Annotated in this window: 13 protein-coding genes; 12 read left to right on the plus strand and 1 reads right to left on the minus strand. The window is 37.8% G+C overall.

Annotated features, from left to right (window positions below; all coding sequences use genetic code 11):
- Positions 1–224: 224 nt before the first annotated feature.
- From NV377_RS00845 to spoVAE, 9 genes are all read left to right on the plus strand, one after another.
- Positions 225–2,009 (plus strand): cache domain-containing sensor histidine kinase, encoded by a 1,785-nt coding sequence (locus tag NV377_RS00845; protein WP_258199289.1) that lies wholly within the window; start codon positions 225–227, stop codon positions 2,007–2,009.
- Positions 2,010–3,578, plus strand: a complete 1,569-nt coding sequence (locus NV377_RS00850) for a response regulator (RefSeq protein ID WP_258199290.1) — start codon at positions 2,010–2,012, stop codon at positions 3,576–3,578.
- A 210-nt stretch (positions 3,579–3,788) separates the two neighbouring features.
- Positions 3,789–4,748: an ABC transporter permease gene (locus NV377_RS00855; RefSeq protein WP_258199291.1), complete on the plus strand. Its 960-nt coding sequence runs from the start codon at positions 3,789–3,791 to the stop codon at positions 4,746–4,748.
- A gap of 15 nt (positions 4,749–4,763) precedes the next feature.
- Positions 4,764–5,669 (plus strand): carbohydrate ABC transporter permease, encoded by a 906-nt coding sequence (locus tag NV377_RS00860; protein WP_258199292.1) that lies wholly within the window; start codon positions 4,764–4,766, stop codon positions 5,667–5,669.
- 88 nt (positions 5,670–5,757) lie between these two features.
- Entirely contained in the window at positions 5,758–7,461 is a 1,704-nt protein-coding gene (locus NV377_RS00865) for an ABC transporter substrate-binding protein (protein ID WP_258199293.1), read from the plus strand.
- Positions 7,462–7,542: 81 nt separating this feature from the next.
- Positions 7,543–9,567, plus strand: a complete 2,025-nt coding sequence (locus NV377_RS00870) for a beta-galactosidase (RefSeq protein ID WP_258199294.1) — start codon at positions 7,543–7,545, stop codon at positions 9,565–9,567.
- Between the two features lie 465 nt (positions 9,568–10,032).
- Positions 10,033–10,527, plus strand: coding sequence for a stage V sporulation protein AC (gene spoVAC / locus NV377_RS00875; protein WP_258199295.1), 495 nt, complete (start codon positions 10,033–10,035; stop codon positions 10,525–10,527).
- A 1-nt stretch (position 10,528) separates the two neighbouring features.
- The gene (gene spoVAD / locus NV377_RS00880) at positions 10,529–11,545 is read left to right on the plus strand and encodes a stage V sporulation protein AD (RefSeq protein ID WP_258199296.1); all 1,017 of its coding nucleotides are present in this window, start codon (positions 10,529–10,531) and stop codon (positions 11,543–11,545) included.
- Positions 11,546–11,896 carry a stage V sporulation protein AE gene (gene spoVAE, locus NV377_RS00885; protein WP_258199297.1) on the plus strand — a complete coding sequence of 117 codons (351 nt, stop codon included), beginning with the start codon at positions 11,546–11,548 and terminating at the stop codon, positions 11,894–11,896. It begins immediately after the preceding gene.
- Between the two features lie 71 nt (positions 11,897–11,967).
- On the opposite strand, the gene NV377_RS00890 is transcribed toward spoVAE, so the two are convergent.
- On the minus strand, positions 11,968–13,071 hold the full coding sequence (locus NV377_RS00890) for a hypothetical protein (protein ID WP_258199298.1): 1,104 nt from the start codon (positions 13,069–13,071) through the stop codon (positions 11,968–11,970).
- A 540-nt stretch (positions 13,072–13,611) separates the two neighbouring features.
- Between NV377_RS00890 and NV377_RS00895 the strand changes: the two genes are divergently transcribed.
- From NV377_RS00895 to NV377_RS00905, 3 genes are read left to right on the plus strand one after another with little or no spacing between them, the layout of a single operon-like run.
- Positions 13,612–14,568: an AAA family ATPase gene (locus tag NV377_RS00895; protein WP_258199299.1), complete on the plus strand. Its 957-nt coding sequence runs from the start codon at positions 13,612–13,614 to the stop codon at positions 14,566–14,568.
- 12 nt (positions 14,569–14,580) lie between these two features.
- The gene (locus NV377_RS00900) at positions 14,581–15,822 is read left to right on the plus strand and encodes a DUF58 domain-containing protein (protein WP_258199300.1); all 1,242 of its coding nucleotides are present in this window, start codon (positions 14,581–14,583) and stop codon (positions 15,820–15,822) included.
- Entirely contained in the window at positions 15,822–18,149 is a 2,328-nt protein-coding gene (locus NV377_RS00905; protein WP_258200328.1) for a transglutaminase-like domain-containing protein, read from the plus strand. The genes NV377_RS00900 and NV377_RS00905 overlap by 1 nt, the downstream gene beginning before the upstream one ends.
- Positions 18,150–18,353: the final 204 nt, after the last annotated feature.

Below are 18,353 nucleotides of genomic sequence, written 5' to 3' on the forward strand. Positions count from 1 at the left end.
GGACCAGTCTTCATCAAAGAAGATACATTACGATGTCGACTATATTACGTTAGCATAGTCATCGTTATCAAGTCCGCTTTTTGAACATCCTCTATATTAACCCATGATGTAACGGAGCTCCTCCGTTACACCATGGGTTATCGTTTTGTGCAACCTATGTTATGATACGATAGTATTTATACAAAAATCAGATTCTATATTTCATCAAGTGAGGATAAGAAATCATGCTATCAAAGTTTCTTGCTCGGCTAGATAATGTGCGTATAAAACAAAAGTTGTTTGTCTCATTCATTGTTGTTGCCTTCGTACCGATTATTTTTGTAGGTGTATATCTTACGTCGCAATTCAGGCAGCATGTACTTGAGCAAGCAACGGAGCAATCCAATAATAATGTTGAACGAATTAAGTTGCAATTGGAAAGTACAATTCAACGACCAATTGATATTTCTGGTATATTGATGAGTGATGCGAATCTTTCGAATGTTATAAATACACAATATGAGAGTACATATGAAGTCGTCAAAGCATTTCAAGATTACAGTGATTTTCGTGAATATTTGAAACTTTACAATGAAATATCCAATATTAAATTTTATTCAAGTAATAAAACGCTGTTAGATAACTGGGAATTTATGCGACTTACAGATGAGATTACCGAGAGTTCATGGTATGACTATACTAATCATAGTGGACTTATCTATTGGGCATTCATTGCTGATGAAACAAAGAAAAATCAATCCTATCTTTCCCTTGTAAGAAAGGTGGAATTTCCATTATATAGAACCAATGGTATCCTTGTTATGAATATATCGCCTGATGTATTGAACAATATCGTTAGGCAAGAAACATTTGATACGTATATTATTGATAGCTTAGATACGATTGTAGCAGCTAAAGATCATAGTTTAGTTGGTCAGAGAATATCCGAATTAGACTTCGCAAGCGAGCGAATCAATTGGGGTGTTGGACAGTACGAGATGAAGGTAAATGGAGAACCCTCAAGAATTATCGTGGAGGAATTGTTACCGCAATACAGTCAAAACAGTTTGAAGATTATGTCGATTTTCAGAATAGATAGTATAGTGAGTGGTGCTGATCGGATTTCATATCAAGGTTTAATAGTTATGTTAATAAGTATCATTATTTCTATGATTCTAATCTATGCAACGTCTTCTTTAATATCTAAGCGAATATTGGCTTTAAACCGCCACATTAGTAAAGTCAGTACGGGGGATCTAAATGTTAACTCCGATATAACCGGTAATGATGAGATAGGATTGTTATCGCGCCAGTTCAATAATATGGTTGGTAATATACGCGATCTAATGGATCGCGTTCGAGATACAGAGTATCAAAAATCTCAGCTAGAACTACGCCAGCGGGAAATTAAACTGAAAATGATGGCAAGTCAAATCAACCCACATTTTCTGTTCAATGCATTAGAATCTATTCGTATGAATGCTCATATGAAAGGTGAAAAGGAACTTGCTGGCATTGTGCGAATGCTTGGTAAAATGATCAGGAAAAATTTAGAGGTTGGATCAGGTTCAATTTCAATGGCAGATGAAATCGAAGTTATCCGTTGTTATCTAGAAATTCAAAAATTCCGATTCGGGCCTGAACGATTAGCTTTTACATTAGACGTTGATGAAAGTGCTTTAGAACAGAAAGTACCACCACTATTAATTCAACCAATCGTTGAAAACGCCGTTGTGCATGGTTTAGATCAAGTGATAGTAGACGGGAAAATTCATATTTCAATTCAGTATCATTTGGCCCAGTTGAGAGTGGTTATTACAGATAATGGACAAGGTATGGATATCGAGAGATTACAACAAGTTATGCAAGCAATAAGTGAGCTTGAAGAAGAGAATGGATCACGTATTGGCCTAAGGAACGTACATCAAAGATTAGTTATGACATACGGAGTCGAAGCTGGTTTACAAATAAATTCTCAGCTAGGTGAAGGTACTTCCGTTTCATTTGCAATCAATATGGAGGAGAACTAGATGTATAAAGTAATGATTGTTGATGATGAACCAATGATTAGACAAGGCTTGCAATCATTAATTGAATGGGAAGAGTATGGTTTTCATGTAGTTGCTCTTGCTAGTAATGGAGTAGAGGCTATTGAGTTATATAAGGAACATAACCCCGACCTCATACTCGTTGATATTCGTATGCCAATCATGGATGGAATTCGAACGATTGGAGAGCTTCGTCAATTAGGTTCCAAATCACGAATATTAATATTAAGTGGCTATGGTGAATTTCAATATGCCCAACAAGCGATTCGATTTAAAGTGGACGGTTATGTGTTGAAGCCTATAGATGAGAATGAGCTAACGCTTTATATTGAGAAGGTTAGCAAAGAACTGAATAAATCACAGCAAGAAGCAGTTATTAGTACACAAACATTAGCGTTGCTTCGAGAAGAATGGTTAAAAGGTTTTGTGGAATATGAGCTACAAGAAGCGGAACTAAGTTTAGAACATTGGAAGCGTCTTTTTACGCACCCATATTCAGAAGCGAATATCATTTTACTTGATACATATAGTCGTGAACATTCATTAACGACTCGCAATATGATTAAACAACAGCTTTCTAGCTTTATTGAAGACCAGAAATGGGGATATGTATTCTCAACAGATGCATATATTGGCATATTAATTAATCAGGTTTCGATGAACCAGTCGAAGAAAGAACGTTTAAATAATATTATTGAACTCTCATGCAATCAGAAAGCACAATTCGTTGCAATTATGAGTGCTACACATACAGACTTAAAGGCATTGTATGAGGAACTTGTTCAAGTGAAAATTGCATTGAAAAATCGCTTCTTTATGCATGCAAATGATTTATTTGAACTTAATGAGATTAAACTTGCGCATGATTTTGACAAGCCTGAGCTTCCATTGTCGGTATTTATTGATCAAATGTCTCAAAAATTATTTTATGTGATTGATGTTGGCAACAAAACGATGCTAGATGAACTTCTCGATCAAATAGCTGATCTATTGAGAAATTATTGTGAAACTGAGCAACAGATGAAATCTAGTTGGGCACAATTGTTAACGATGGTGATGAATCGAATCTCTGCGATGCATCCACAATTAGCACTTGAAGACGATTTGAAACTTGTTACGCAGCTTTATTTGACTCATCATTATCATCTTATGATAGACCAATTAAAGCTCCAATTAACTTCGTTAATGAATCGCTTAACAGTAACAGAAAGTACGAATACAACAGTTATGAAACAGATGATTGATTTTATTGATCGACATTACGCAGAACCGCTGCGATTAGAGACGATGGCTGATCTATTCAATTATAATAGCGGTTATCTGGGTAAAATGTTCAAAAATCATACCGGCGATAGCTTTAATACGTATTTAGACAATGTGAGAATTGAGCAGTCCATTGTTATGCTTCAAGAAGGTTACAAAGTACATCAAGTGGCGGAGCGAGTAGGATATGCTAATGTAGATTATTTCCATAGCAAATTCAAAAAATATAAAGGGGTTTCGCCCTCTGCATATAAACCTACCTCTATGAGTAAAAAATCATGTGAATAATAATTATTTTAGAACTAATTTATAATTAGTTCTATTTTTTTGTGTTGAAAACGCTTCGATTTATATAAAAACCACTAATTATTATGGCAAAAGTCATTTTTTGATATGATTTTATAGCAAATTTATATGGTGTTACCGTTTTTTTATATCAGCTATTATAAAGCTATCAACGAATCAGTTATATGGATCATTGTAGTAGGAGGAAGCCGGATGAAAGAACAAACAACAAACATCACGACAGTTAATGGTGCAAGCAAGGGCAAAAGGTTTTGGCAAACGATGCTTCAACAAAAGTATTTATATCTAATGTCTATGCCATTTGTTATATGGGTCATTATTTTCAGTTACGTTCCGATTTGGGGATGGTTGATGGCCTTCCAAAACTATAGACCTCGGAATTCAATTATGAATCAAGATTGGGTGGGTCTTAAACACTTTATTGAACTATTCACAGATGAGCGCTTTTACTTAGTGTTACGTAACACCTTAGCAATGAGTTCAATGGGATTGATTGTTAGCTTTACAGTGCCCGTTATCTTTGCACTTTTACTTAATGAATTGCGTCAACAATTTTTCAAAAGAACGATTCAAACGATCGCTTATCTACCTCACTTTGTATCTTGGGTAGTTGTATCAGGTATCGTTACGAAAATGCTATCTACGGATGGCGGTGCAATTAATGATTTTCTAATTAGTTTACACATAATAGATCATCCGATTCAATTTATGGCTAAGGGAGAATGGTTCTGGTCAATCGTAACCATCTCAGATGCTTGGAAAGAAACAGGTTGGAACTCCATTATTTTCTTAGCTGCAATGTCTGGTATTGACCAGGAATTGTATGAAGCTTCAACAGTAGATGGTGCAGGACGCTTTAGAAAAATGTGGCATATTACATTGCCAGGCATTAGAACGACATTTATGGTACTGTTCATACTTTCTATCGGTCACCTTGTTAGTATCGGCTTCGAGAAACAATTCTTACTCGGAAATCCGGTCGTCGTCGACTATGCGGAAGTCATAGACTTATACGCATTAAATTACGGTATTAATCTAAGTAGATATTCTTACGGTACTGCGATTGGTATTTTCAACTCTGTAGTTAGTATCATTCTCGTATTCCTCGCGAACTATATTTACAAAAAGGTTACGAAAGAATCTATCATCTAGAGGAGGAAATATAAGATGAGTTCAAATGCAAGCAAGCTTATGAAAAGAAGTGTAGGCGATAAAATATTCGACACAGTCAACGTGGTCATCATGTTGCTGGCTGGTATAATAACACTTTATCCGTTCTTGAACGTTCTAGCCATTTCATTGAATGATTCCGTTGATACGGTACGCGGTGGAATAACGATTTTCCCACGCGAATTCACTTGGCAAAACTATCAAACTATTTTTGGTTATGAATCACTAGGTACTGGTCTTCGCAATACGTTAATTAGAACGATTCTAGGTACAGGTATTGGTGTACTTACCGCTTCGATGCTTGCTTACACACTTAGTCGTATTGATTTCCAAGCAAGAAAATGGTTGTCTCCAATGTTCGCAATGACAATGTACTTCTCAGGTGGTCTTATCCCAGGGTACATGCTGATGCGTCACCTTGGATTAATTGGTACATTCGAAGTGTACTTACTGCCTGCACTATTAAGTGTATGGAACGTATTTATCGTAAGATCTTACATCGATGGATTACCATTAGCACTACAAGAATCAGCTAAAATTGATGGTGCTAATGACTTAACGATTTTCTGGAAAATCATTTTACCTCTATGTACACCAGTTCTTGCAACGATTGCCTTATTCATTGCAGTAGGTCACTGGAATGCATGGTTTGATACTTATCTTTACAATAGTCAGAAGCCACAATTTACGACATTGCAGTATGAATTGATGAAAGTGCTTCAATCAACACAGTCATCTGCAAACTATCGAGATCCAAATGCACAACAAGCGATTGCCTCAGTATCTCCTGAGTCTATCCGAATGGCAATTACGATTGTAGTTACTGTTCCTATTTTATTCATCTATCCATTCTTACAACGTTATTTCGTAAAAGGAATGACATTAGGTGCAGTAAAAAGTTAATTTTTCCTTGATATTGTCGAGATGCTTTTACAAACGTTCAAGCATCTCGTAATATAATACACAGATAGATAAAGGGAGGCAGTTTCTAATGAAGAAAGTAAAGATGGGTCTTAGCTTGTTGTTAATGATGACGATGTTATTTTTAGCAGCTTGCGGTAATAACAGCAATAGCACTAATACTCCTAGTACTACTAATAACAGTACTTCTGGTTCGAGTGAAGCAACTCAAGAACCTATGACAATTAGTCTTGTATCTGGTGATGTGAATCCAGACTGGGACAAAAATCAAAGTGAAATTGGTAAAGTAATCAATGAAAAAACTGGTATTACTGTGGATGTACAATTCCCAGTTGGTGGTTCGGATGCAGATACATTCGCATTGATGGTTGCTAGTGATGAGTATCCAGATCTAGTAATGCCAAAAGGCAACACAAATAAATTGGTAGATGCTGGTGCGCTTCTTGACCTTCGTCCATTACTTGAAGAACATGCTCCTAACCTTATGAAAGTATATGGCGAATATCTTGATCGCCTTGTATACAGTTCTACTGACGATTCTATCTATACATTACCGCTTGATGGCGTTGGACAAACTTATTTTGAAGCTAGTGGTGGTTTCCAACTACAGCATCAAATATTAGAATCTCTTGGCTACCCAGAAATTAAAACTGTAGAAGATTATGAAAGCGCAATTAAAACTTATATTGAGCAAAATCCAAAAACTGAAGATGGTCAACCTCGCCTAGGACTTTCCTTGAACGGTGGAGAATGGCAAATTCTTATCTCTGTAACAAACCCTGCATTCTATGCAACAGGTGCGCCAGATGATGGTGAATACTATGTTAACCAAGAAAACTATGAAGTTATTATGCATTACCAACGCGCTGAAGAAAGAGAATACTTCCGTTGGTTGAACCATATGAATGATATCGGTCTACTTGATCCGGAATCCTTCGTCCAAAAATATGATCAATATAAAGCTAAAGTTGCTTCTGGTCGTGTACTAGGCCTAATCGATCAAGCTTGGGACTATCAAGAAGCAGAAAATGCTTTGAAAGCTGAAGGGAAAATTGATTCAACTTATGCACGTTTCCCTGTAACACTTGATGAAACATTCAAAGATGCATCATTCCAAGGTACTGGTTACATTGCTGGTTATGGCATTGGTATAACAATTGATGCAGAAGATCCAGTTCGTATTATTAAATACCTTGATTACTTAGCTTCTGATGAAGGTCAAGTACTTGTTAACTGGGGTATTGAAGGTGTTCACTATACAGTAGATGCTGATGGTAAACGTTCAATTCCTGCTGAAGTACAAGATCGCAAAGCAAACGATGCGAGTAACTTCAGAAAAGAAACTGGTATCGGTAACTACTGGATGTCTGCACGTTATGGCGATGGCGTTCTAGATCCTTCTGGTAACTACTATACGACTAACTTCCCTGATCAAATCGTAGCCGCATACTCAGATGCAGATAAGAAAACTCTTGCTGCTTATGGCGCGACAACGTACAAAGATCTATGGCCTGCTGATGATGAATTTGCAGAACGTGCATATGGTGCTGGTTGGACAATTAATTTCGATACAGCTTCTGATGCGAATGTTATCTTCCAAAAATCACAAGATTTGATGAAGAAATATATTCCACAAGCGATTCTTACTGACCCAGCTAATTTCGATAAAGTGTATGATGAATTTATGGCTGAACTTGATAAAATCGGAGTTTCTAAAATGACAGATGAATATTCAAAATTAATTAAAGATCGTGTTGAAATGTGGTCTAACTAGTCTCGATTATATGCTAATAGACAGAGAGCCCAGCAATGGGCTCTTTGTTATATTCGTGAACATGATAAAGGAGAATGAAACGTGATTAATAATAAATTACCTAAAATGTGGTACGGTGGAGATTATAATCCTGAGCAATGGGATACGCCAACAATGGAGGAAGATATTCGCATGTTCAAGCTTGCGAATATAGACATTGCTACAGTGAATGTTTTTTCATGGGCATTAATACAACCAAGTGAAAACGAATATGATTTTTCAGGACTAGATCGTATTATTAAACGTTTGACAATGGATAATGTATATATTTGTTTGGCGACAAGTACTGGTGCACATCCTGCTTGGATGGCACATCGTCATCCTGATGTTACTCGTGTGGATTATGATGGACGCAAACGGAAATTCGGAGGACGTCATAATTCATGTCCTAATAGTCCTACGTATCGCAAGTATTCACGTGAAATCGCCAGCAAACTATCAGAACGTTATGCTAACTATGAAGGGTTAGTTGTATGGCATATTTCTAATGAATATGGCGGGTATTGCTATTGTGTCAATTGTGCCGAAGCATTCCGTGGCTGGCTAAGCAATCGCTACGAAACAATTGAAGCTTTGAACAAAGCTTGGTATACGAACTTCTGGGGACATACGTTCTACGATTGGGCAGAGATTGTTCCACCGAACAGTTTAAGTGAAGAGTGGGCAGGTAATCGTACCAATTTCCAAACCATTTCATTGGATTATCGTCGTTTCCAATCTGATAGCTTACTTGAATGTTTCAAAATTGAATATGATGCAATTCGGGAATTTTCCAAAAATGTTCAAATTACTACGAACTTAATGGGTACATATCCTGAACTTGATTATTTCAAGTGGGGCAAGGAGATGGATGTTGTTTCTTGGGATAACTATCCTTCGATAGACACTCCGGTTAGTTTCACTGCAATGTCTCATGCTTTAATGAGAGGTCTTAAGGGTGGGCAACCATTTATGTTAATGGAACAAACGCCTAGTCAGCAAAATTGGCAACCTTATAATTCTTTGAAACGTCCCGGTGTTATGCGCTTATGGAGCTATCAAGCAGTTGCTCATGGTGCAGATACAGTTATGTTCTTCCAACTTAGACGCTCATTAGGTGCTTGTGAAAAATATCATGGTGCCGTAATTGAGCATGTTGGTCATGAACATACTCGTGTGTTTCGTGAGTGTGCAGATCTAGGCAAAGAGCTTGTGCAACTTGGGGATACATTACTTGATGCTAGACACCAATCTAAAGTGGGTATCGTGTTTGATTGGGAAAATCGATGGGCTCTTGATCTTACAAGTGGTCCTACGATAGATTTGAAGTATGTTGATCAAGTGCATAAGTATTACGACGCTTTCTTCCAACATAATATACAAGCAGATATGATTAGCGTAGAAGAGCAATTCGAACGCTATGAAATTGTTGTAGCACCGGTAATATATATGATGAAACCAGGATTTGCTAAGAAAGTGGAGCAGTTTGTTGAAAAAGGCGGTACGTTCATTACAACGTTCTTCAGTGGTATCGTGAATGAAAATGATATTGTTACTACAGGGGGATATCCAGGGGAATTGCGCAAAGTATTGGGGGTATGGGCTGAAGAGATTGACGCCTTACTTCCAGGTCAATCGAATGAGATCGTCATGAATGATCAATATGGTCATATGAGTGGTCAATATCAATGCAATATTTTATGTGATTTGATTCATAGTGAAGGTGCTGAAGTACTTGCAACCTACGGTAGTGAGTTCTATAAAGGAATGCCAGTTCTTACGAAAAATGAATTTGGAAACGGTCAAGCATGGTACGTTGCTAGTAGTGCTGATGCACAATTTTTATCTGACTTTGTGAAAACAGTTGCCGAAGAAAAAGGTATTCATCCATTACTGAAGCCTGTAGCTGGGGTGGAAGTGACGGAGCGGATTAAAGACGGACAGGCATATCTATTTGTTCTGAATCATAATGCTCATGAAGTAACGATGGATTTAGGTGAGATACAAGGAACTGATCTACTAAGACAATCATTAGTACATGGGGAATTGCAACTGAGTGCCAAAGATGTGATGATTATTAAGAAATAAATGAATTTATTAATTATAGCTGCTGGTATCTATTGATGGTATATCCATCAATAGATACCAGCAGTTTTTATTTGAACTTTCATTGTAAGAGGAAGTTCAAAAAGTTGGCTTTGATAACGATGATAGGCATTGTAGACTAATCGGCATCGAATATACTCCGAACTTGGCAAGTCCAACAGTTTTAATCATCTGGAGGACAATCAGTCAATTTTAATTACATAGAACTTGAAATTTTGTAAACAATATAACTAATCGTAAGTCATCGCTTCGAAAGTTTTTTGTTTGCATAGAAGCAAATCAATGTAGTCGCTATATGTTTTAGCGTATGCTTCCGTATCAACTTTTCATTACGAACAGGTGGTTCATAGGAGCTATATGAAAAGTTTTAGATTAAGCTTTCGTAGTGACTTTTCATTACGAAGCTGTTGTTCAGAGGATGATATGAAAAGTTTTAGGAGGATTATTATGAGCAAACCGAGTAAAAAAACTGTTACAAAATATTCAAAGTCGAATATGAGTTCTAAAGAGTATCAAAGTTTCGCTAAAACACAAGAGCCTCCACGTACAGTACTTAAAAATTGTGTGATGGCGTTTCTCATTGGTGGAGCGATATGTACGCTTGGCCAAGGTGTCACAGAACTATATATGTACTTCTTCAAAATGACTTCTGAAGAAGCGAGTAACCCTACAGTAGCTACATTAATTCTTGTATCTGTTATTTTGACTTCGCTCGGAGTATATGACAAATTTGCGCAGGTCGCAGGCGCAGGTTCTGCAGTGCCAGTTACAGGTTTCGCAAATTCAATGGCTTCTGCTGCGATAGAACATCGCTCGGAAGGTTTCGTGCTTGGCGTTGGTGCTAATATGTTTAAGTTAGCAGGTTCAGTTATCGTATTCGGAACGGTAGCAGCATTTTTTGTGGGAATAGCCTATATCGTACTAGGTATAGGGGGTCATTAATATGTTACGAGGACAGCAGACTTGGTGGTTTGAGAAAGCTCCCAAAATAATTAGCACAGCTACAATTGTAGGACCGTTGGAAGGTCTAGGGCCTCTTTCGGATACTTTTGATGTCATTCATCCTGAATTGGATATGAATGAGAAGACATGGGAAAAAGCTGAACGTTCAATGCTTAATCAAGCGACACAAAAATCACTATCGAAAGCGAATTTGGATTCTTCTGATCTACAGATCTATGTAGGAGGAGACTTACTTAATCAAATCATTACGAATAGCTTTGTTGCTCGGGAGTTAGCTATCCCTTACTTAGGTGTTTTTGGTGCTTGCTCCACTTCAATGGAATCTTTAGCTATCGTAGCGCAACTAGTCAGTAGCGGTGCTGTGAAATATGGGATGGCAGCTACTAGTAGCCATAATGCTACTGCTGAGAAACAATTCAGGTATCCAACGGAGTATGGTGCGCAAAAACCACCTACAGCACAAAATACAATTACTGGATCAGGTGCAGCGATTGTTAGCTTGCAAGGAAAAGGACCTAGTATTGAAGCGGCTACCATTGGTAAAGTCATTGATCTCGGCATTACTGATCCTTTCAATATGGGCGCTGCTATGGCTCCAGCTGCGGTAGATACCATTATTGCTCATTTCAATGATCTAAATCGAACGCCTCTTGATTATGATCTTATTATTACTGGTGATCTGGCGAGTGTGGGGCATCCTATTGCCAAAGAGTTATTACTGAAGGAAGGTGTACCAATCAATCAAACTTGTTTTGATGATTGTGGTCTTAGAATTTACGATATTGAGCAGCAAGATGTACAGGCAGGTGGTTCAGGTGCGGGCTGTTCAGCGGTCATTACTTACGGTCAAATTATACAACAACTTACAGAAGGTAAATTAAAACGAGTGTTAATCGTTGCAACGGGTGCGTTGATGTCACCGATTTCCTTCCAACAAGGTGATACAATTCCTTGTATAGCTCATGCCGTTGCATTGAAAGGAATGGGGGTAGAGTAAATGATTTATTTTTGGGCTTTTGTCGTTGGTGGTGCGATTTGTGTAATTGGACAATTGATGTTTGATGTTATGAAATTAACACCTGCTCATACGATGGCAACACTCGTTGTAGTAGGAGCGATTGTAGATGGACTTGGTTGGTACGAACCATTAGTCGAATTTGCTGGAGCAGGAGCAACGGTCCCAATTACGAGTTTTGGTAATGCGCTGGTACATGGTGCGTTAACTGAGTTATATGATGTAGGGTGGATAGGCGTTATATCTGGTATTTTCAAAGTAACGAGTGCCGGTATCTCAGCTGCGATCATATTCTCCTTTTTAGCAGCGCTATTTGTGAAACCGAAAGGATAATCGTTGAACATAGTAGAAGGCTTTCACCGATTTTCGCGTTTACTGCGAAAGTCGGTGAAAGCCTTTTTTACTTATAATACTCCATTTTGAAAACCGATAAGAGTTTCAATGTTTCTCAGTATCAATTGCTCCAACTCTAGTATGCCTTCAGTATCGAGTGCGGGTCTTGTTAACGTCGCACGTTCGAGTTGAAATTGTTTTGCTAATGCTAATGCGACATTACCTTCTGCCATTTGGAGTTTGTAACGGGTTGATATCTCATGTAATGACGATGCATTTTTTTCATCCGTCCCTGCAGTAATACAAAGTTCATACATATCGATAATATGATCTTCTCTTTCTGTAGGAAAGTATTCATGAGGTGCGGTACTATCAAAGATTGCAAAACCTAAATCTCTGCAGATGACCATGTCTAAGCTGTTCGGATCTAATCCACATTGATACACTTCAAGCTGATAATGTTGATCAATTCCTTTTTGTACAAGTTTTCGGAGTAATGTTGATTTGCCAGAGCCAGGTCTGCCTTTAATGAAATAGCGTTTTAAGCCCTCTGTTAATATGGGAACATAGTCTACAGCACCATCAGGTGTTGCGGCGCCAAGAAATCGATGAATCGGTGCTGAGAAAGGTTGGTCTCCGAGTGTAGGAAACAATTTATCAGCTAACTGATCCGCAAATTGATTGGCTTTTCCATAGTCCATCGCATCAATATATATTTTTTCCCATTCATCATGAATGACTAATGCTTGCTCATAGCTACGATAAGCATGTAAGTGATTTTTATATATTTGTTCACCAAGTGCATCGATTGCTGCTTTATGCTGATCGATTATTTCTAAATTGTAAAAGTCGTATACGTTCAATGTTATAATCGAACCTTTAAAATCTGTCGTCTCTATCATTGCTGGAGGGGCGGAACTAATAATGCCAAGACCATAACGTGGCAATAGTATAGCTTGTAATTGCTGTGGTGATGAAGGATGATGTATCAGTTCTAATTCGAGCATTTCATTGTTGCTCAATTGTTTATGCAGCCGATCCATTATCTCACCGTTTTCAGAACTGAAAGGACCATCAATTAATATTAAGTATTGTAATTGTTTCATCGTTTCTGGAATGAGACTAATATGACCCTGTGAAGTGTTACCCGATAAAAAGTAATGTAGTTGTGTCAAAAACTCACGCACCTTTCTAGGTTGTTGGGGATGGTATAGTCTATTAATCAGGGCATAAATGTGTGCCTATGAGATGTAGTTCAAAAAGTGGACTTTGATCACGATGCTAAAGCTGAAGTGGTTTACTCGACATCGAATATGAAGCGAACTTGGGAAGTCTAGCATAAGCTTCCGATGTATGTTTCTTGCAGAAACATTGTAGGTCCGCGTGTACCAAACACGTACACTTGCGTTTCCTCCCTCCGCAAGTAGCGCTTCGTTTTCTCGGCTTTCTGAAATATTCTAAAAATTGTGAAACCTTAGTCATGTGACGAGCGTCTACATTTATATAGAAGAAAAAAGATTTTTTTCTAAATTTAATGGAGGGAATTTGTAAATAGTTACAATTATATGCATTTTTACTTAATATTAATAGGATTCTCAAAGTGCTTCATTTATAATAGACAATAACATCAGAATCTATCATTTCAACGTTACATATGCTTACGTAGCAACTTTTTTTGGTGAAAAAACTCTCAAAAAGTTTTAGGAGGTTATATTATGGAGAATTCGTCAATTGCGATGCAATTATGTCATAAAGTATTTCATCAATTATCTTCAGCGATAGTAGGGAAAGAGGCAGAAATCGAAAGATTACTAATTGCAGTACTTGCAGGAGGGCATATATTGCTCGAAGATGTACCTGGTACTGGAAAGACTCAACTAGTAAAATCATTGGCTAACACGATAGGCGGTCAATTCCGCAGAATTCAATGTAACCCCGACTTACTTCCATCAGACATCACAGGTGTTTCCATTTTCCATCCCGCTCAGCAGCAATTTGTTTTCCGAACTGGTCCTGTTCATACGAATGTTCTCCTTGCAGATGAGATTAATAGAGCAACAACAAAGACACAATCCGCATTACTTGAAGCAATGGAAGAAGGGTATGTAACGGTTGACGGTGAAGGACATAAACTTCCTGAACCATTTATTTTGCTAGCTACACAAAACCCGATTGAATTTGAAGGTACATATACTTTGCCGGAAGCTCAATTAGATCGCTTTATGTTAAAGCTGCGTCTTGGTTATCCATCGCCACAAGATGAGCAAAAAATGATTCAACATACGAAAAGTATTCATCCAGCGGATGGTTTACAGCCATTAATGGATATCGAACAGCTTCTAACAATTCGTGACCTAGTGCAGCAGGTTCATTTAGATGATATTTTAGCTCAATACATAATTAAACTCATTGGAGCAACAAGAAGTCATCCTTATTTGATGCTTGGAGCTAGTCCAAGGGCCTCGATTTCTCTAGCAAAGGCAGTTAAAGCTAGAGCATTCTTATACCAAAGAAATTATGTGCTTCCAGATGATGTGAAGTTATTATTCCCGCATATTATTGGTCACCGCGTGATGTTAAGCATGGAAGCACGCTTGCAAGGTGTTAATGTTAATCAAGTGCTGGAGCAAATGCTTACTACGGTTGATGTACCACTTTTTGTCCAGAGATAAGGGGGCAATAAGATGAAAAGTAAACGCAGCTGGATCGGTTTGTTAGCACTCTACACATGTAGTTTGTTCTATTTCTTATTTCAAGGTGGAAAAACTTCGCTAATGCTGTTTGGTATATTGAATATATTGTTGTTGTATTTGTCTATTGGTTATTGGAGTGGTATTCGAAAGGTGAAAGGCAACAGACTAATCGGCTACGAAGGACACAATAGACAACAAACTCAGATCATAGCAGGTCATTCCTTACAAATTACATTCAGCGCCAAATTCACTAGAATCATGCCAATGCCATACGTTCTAGTGAGAGAAAATCTTATCCGTCATGACGGTACGAAGCAAGTGTTCGAAGGGACAATGGTTCCGGGATTTCGAAATGAAAGTCAGTGGCAATATATTATTCCTCATTTAAAGCGGGGACAATATGCTTTCGGTTCGACGATATGTTTAAGCTACGATGCATTCGGATTAAAATCACATAGTGGAGAACTCCATATTAGTAGTGCCATTCAAGTGTTTCCGCAAATACTATCAGCTAAACAGTGGACAGAATTACTGCGTAGTCATCATGGTATCTTTTCATCTAATTCATTCTCCAAACATGCGAAGGAATCTACACAACAAAATGGTGTCCGTGACTATATGCATGGAGACCGCTTAAGCAAAATTCATTGGGGTGCAACTGCACGTACAGGATCATGGAAATCGAAAGATTTCGAGCGAGAAGCAATGAAAAAATCGGTAGTTGTATTAGACCGCTATGTACAAGTTGCTTCATCTAAAGATACAGATCGACTGCAACAGCGATTTGAAATTTCGGTTTCAATGGCTGCATCTATATTGGACTATAGTATGAAGAATGATTCTGCTATTGGTTTACTATCTGCAGGAGAAAGTTACTTCTATAGTAATCCTTCCACTGGAATGGCTCATCATGTTGGGATGATGAATCATCTTATGACTGTAGATGCCGATGCATCCAAACCACTAAGCCAGTTACTAAATCATAGAATGAGGGAGTTACAAGGTAACAATGTATTGCTAATCGTTACTTTTGAACTTAGTAATGCGCTATTAAATACATTGAAACAAATACGAAGTGATTCCACGTTGTTCTATATTGCAAGCTACACTACGGCAGCAGAACAATTGGAAGCTATTGCAGCTTTAAGTGCGTTTCGCATAGCAGGACTTCGAGTCATTGAAATTAATGAATGGGCAACAATATTTGATAGTCTTGAAGGAAGTGGGGCGTGATGAATGTGAAAGGTCATTATGAATGGCTACAACGCCTAACTCCATTACTCGTTGCTATAATAATTGCAAATGTGCTTACTGTCTTTCGAGGTTATTGGTGGAATGATACTTACAATATCATCTGGTTATCGCTAGCGATAATAAGTTTGGTCCACTTTTTGGGAATTGGCAGATTACCAAGGTTCGTATTGTATACCATCGAATTTATATCAATTGTTATTGTAACGATTATGATTAGGAAGGAACACTTTGTTCCAATAGCTGAAGATGTAAAGAACCTAACGCGGCTTTGGCATTATATACAAAGCATGCATCCATTTATTGAAATTGTATTAGTTGTTTCAATCTCTCTGTTGTTATTGAGTGCATGGGTCACTTCGAAAAAACGACTATATATATTTTTTGCGGTTTCGTTGTTAATTCTTTGTGTTAAAGATTCTTACTCGCCAATGAAGTTATGGCTGCAAATTGCAATTATCATTGTTGTATTTCTTATTTGGCATACGTTACTTCATTTTCATTATTTACAACAAAAAAATTCTACTAGTTTCAAATTATTATTACACCGTCCGTTAGCTGTTATCATGCCGATGTTTGTTGTAATCGCGATGTTAATTGTTATTGGAACGAATTTGCCAGCCAAGCCACCATTATTAGAAGATCCGTATGCGTTGTGGAAACAATCACGTGGCGAAAAAGTGGAGATTGGCAATGGTTTGGGAACAGGTGGAGGAGGAGGCTTAAGTTCTACTAATGATAGTTCACCATTAAATTCGATGACTTCTGGTTATAGTAGAACAGATAAAAAGCTAGGTGGAAGTTTTCAGTTTGATTACTCACCAGTGATGACCGTCAAGACGACACATAAGAGTTACTGGCGTGGTGAGTCTCGCTATTATTACGATGGTACAGGATGGTACGACACATCTTATTTGTCAGAGAACGAAGGTTTAACAGAAATTATACGGGTTGATGAAGAGTTTATAGCGGAGGAACGTCCGCTGGCACAAACTGTTATGGTAGAGCAACAATATAACTTTGTCAGACAAGCCCCACTACCTGTATTATTTGCTGCTGGGCAAGCTACACGGTTATTAGAGGTTGTATATAAGGATACCGTAAATCTTAGTGAAGAATTAACTGATATTACGGAAATTACGACGATAGGACCAGGTGAGTTACTTAAGGGAGCGTTATGGCACCCATCTGATTGGCGTATTGAACAGTATGGAGATGGTACTGTAAAATCTAATATTGCTACATATCAAGTAGAGTCCGAAGTTATTGTGATTGACCATCAAGCTTTAGCAGAAGCAACTGCGACAATTGAGGACGAGGATGCGATGGAAGCATATACTTCTATTCCCTTATTATTTCCTGAGCGAGTTAGGAAATTAGCTGAAGAGGTGACAGCAACTGCTAATAACGATTACGAAAAGGTATTACTGCTTGAGCAACACTTGAAATCTTCATACAATTATACAAATACACCAGATACAACGAAATTAACAGGGACAAGCTCAGACTTTGTAGAGCAATTTTTGTTTGAATTACAAGAAGGGTATTGCGATTACTTCTCAACTTCAATGGTAATGATGGCTCGCACCCTAAATATACCTGCGAGATGGGTGAAAGGTTTCTCTTCAGGAGTGAGTGATGAACCAATCGTTAATCAAGAACAATTAGCATATACGCAGTATATGAAAAATTCAGATACTTCTGGTACATATACCGTCCGCAATGCTGATGCACATTCATGGGTAGAGGTATATTTTGAAGGTTATGGTTGGGTAGCATTTGAGCCTACACCAGGCTTTGCTTTTCCTTATACTTATGTAGATGATGAGATTAATCCATTAGAAAATGTATTGGTTCCTACTCCAGCACCATTGCAATCAGAAGACATAACCCCGAAGCAGAATAAAGAAGCTAATCAATCGCTTGGATGGATCGGCTACGCACTGTTAGCTGTTTTAGTTATTTTAGCTATTATGCTTGGTGTGAAGTACCGTAAAGAGCTCATCGAATTAATGAATCGCATTCGCTATCGCAAGTACTCTATGAATGAACGTGTAATTGTGGAAACGACTAATTTTCTTAGCTATTGCTATCGGAATGGTTTAGTGAAAGTTAACAATGCTACACTTCGTGAAACGGTATCCAGTTGGAATTTTGGGTCAGCAGCTTGGCGTAATGATTTACAACAGTTACTGCATTATTATGAACGAGCACATTATAGTGGTGAGGTAATGAACGAAAAGCAGTTAATTGAAGTTCAAAATCTTGTAAAATCATTAAAAAAAGGGTTTGCAAAAAACAAACTTTGATAATGAAGTGATACCAGAGATTAATCGACGTCGATTATAAAGTGAACTTAGAAACTCTAGCATAAGCTTCCGATGTATGTTTCTTGCAGAAACATTGTAGGGCAGGGTGTACCAATAACGTACACTTGCGCTTCCTCCTTCCTTAAGTAGCGACTTATCTTCTCGACTTTCGAAAGCTTACTTTTTGCACGTACACTGAAAAAT

This window comes from Paenibacillus endoradicis (assembly GCF_024721975.1).

What these genes read in the sequence shown, in the direction of transcription:
- NV377_RS00865 (WP_258199293.1), top strand. Translation starts at nt 5,758, where the DNA reads ATGAAGAAAGTAAAGATGGGTCTTAGCTTGTTGTTAATGATGACGATG.
- NV377_RS00850 (WP_258199290.1), top strand. Translation starts at nt 2,010, where the DNA reads ATGTATAAAGTAATGATTGTTGATGATGAACCAATGATTAGACAAGGC.
- NV377_RS00845 (WP_258199289.1), top strand. Translation starts at nt 225, where the DNA reads ATGCTATCAAAGTTTCTTGCTCGGCTAGATAATGTGCGTATAAAACAA.
- NV377_RS00855 (WP_258199291.1), top strand. Translation starts at nt 3,789, where the DNA reads ATGAAAGAACAAACAACAAACATCACGACAGTTAATGGTGCAAGCAAG.
- spoVAD (WP_258199296.1), top strand. Translation starts at nt 10,529, where the DNA reads ATGTTACGAGGACAGCAGACTTGGTGGTTTGAGAAAGCTCCCAAAATA.
- spoVAE (WP_258199297.1), top strand. Translation starts at nt 11,546, where the DNA reads ATGATTTATTTTTGGGCTTTTGTCGTTGGTGGTGCGATTTGTGTAATT.
- NV377_RS00900 (WP_258199300.1), top strand. Translation starts at nt 14,581, where the DNA reads ATGAAAAGTAAACGCAGCTGGATCGGTTTGTTAGCACTCTACACATGT.
- NV377_RS00860 (WP_258199292.1), top strand. Translation starts at nt 4,764, where the DNA reads ATGAGTTCAAATGCAAGCAAGCTTATGAAAAGAAGTGTAGGCGATAAA.
- NV377_RS00905 (WP_258200328.1), top strand. Translation starts at nt 15,822, where the DNA reads ATGAATGTGAAAGGTCATTATGAATGGCTACAACGCCTAACTCCATTA.
- NV377_RS00895 (WP_258199299.1), top strand. Translation starts at nt 13,612, where the DNA reads ATGGAGAATTCGTCAATTGCGATGCAATTATGTCATAAAGTATTTCAT.
- spoVAC (WP_258199295.1), top strand. Translation starts at nt 10,033, where the DNA reads ATGAGCAAACCGAGTAAAAAAACTGTTACAAAATATTCAAAGTCGAAT.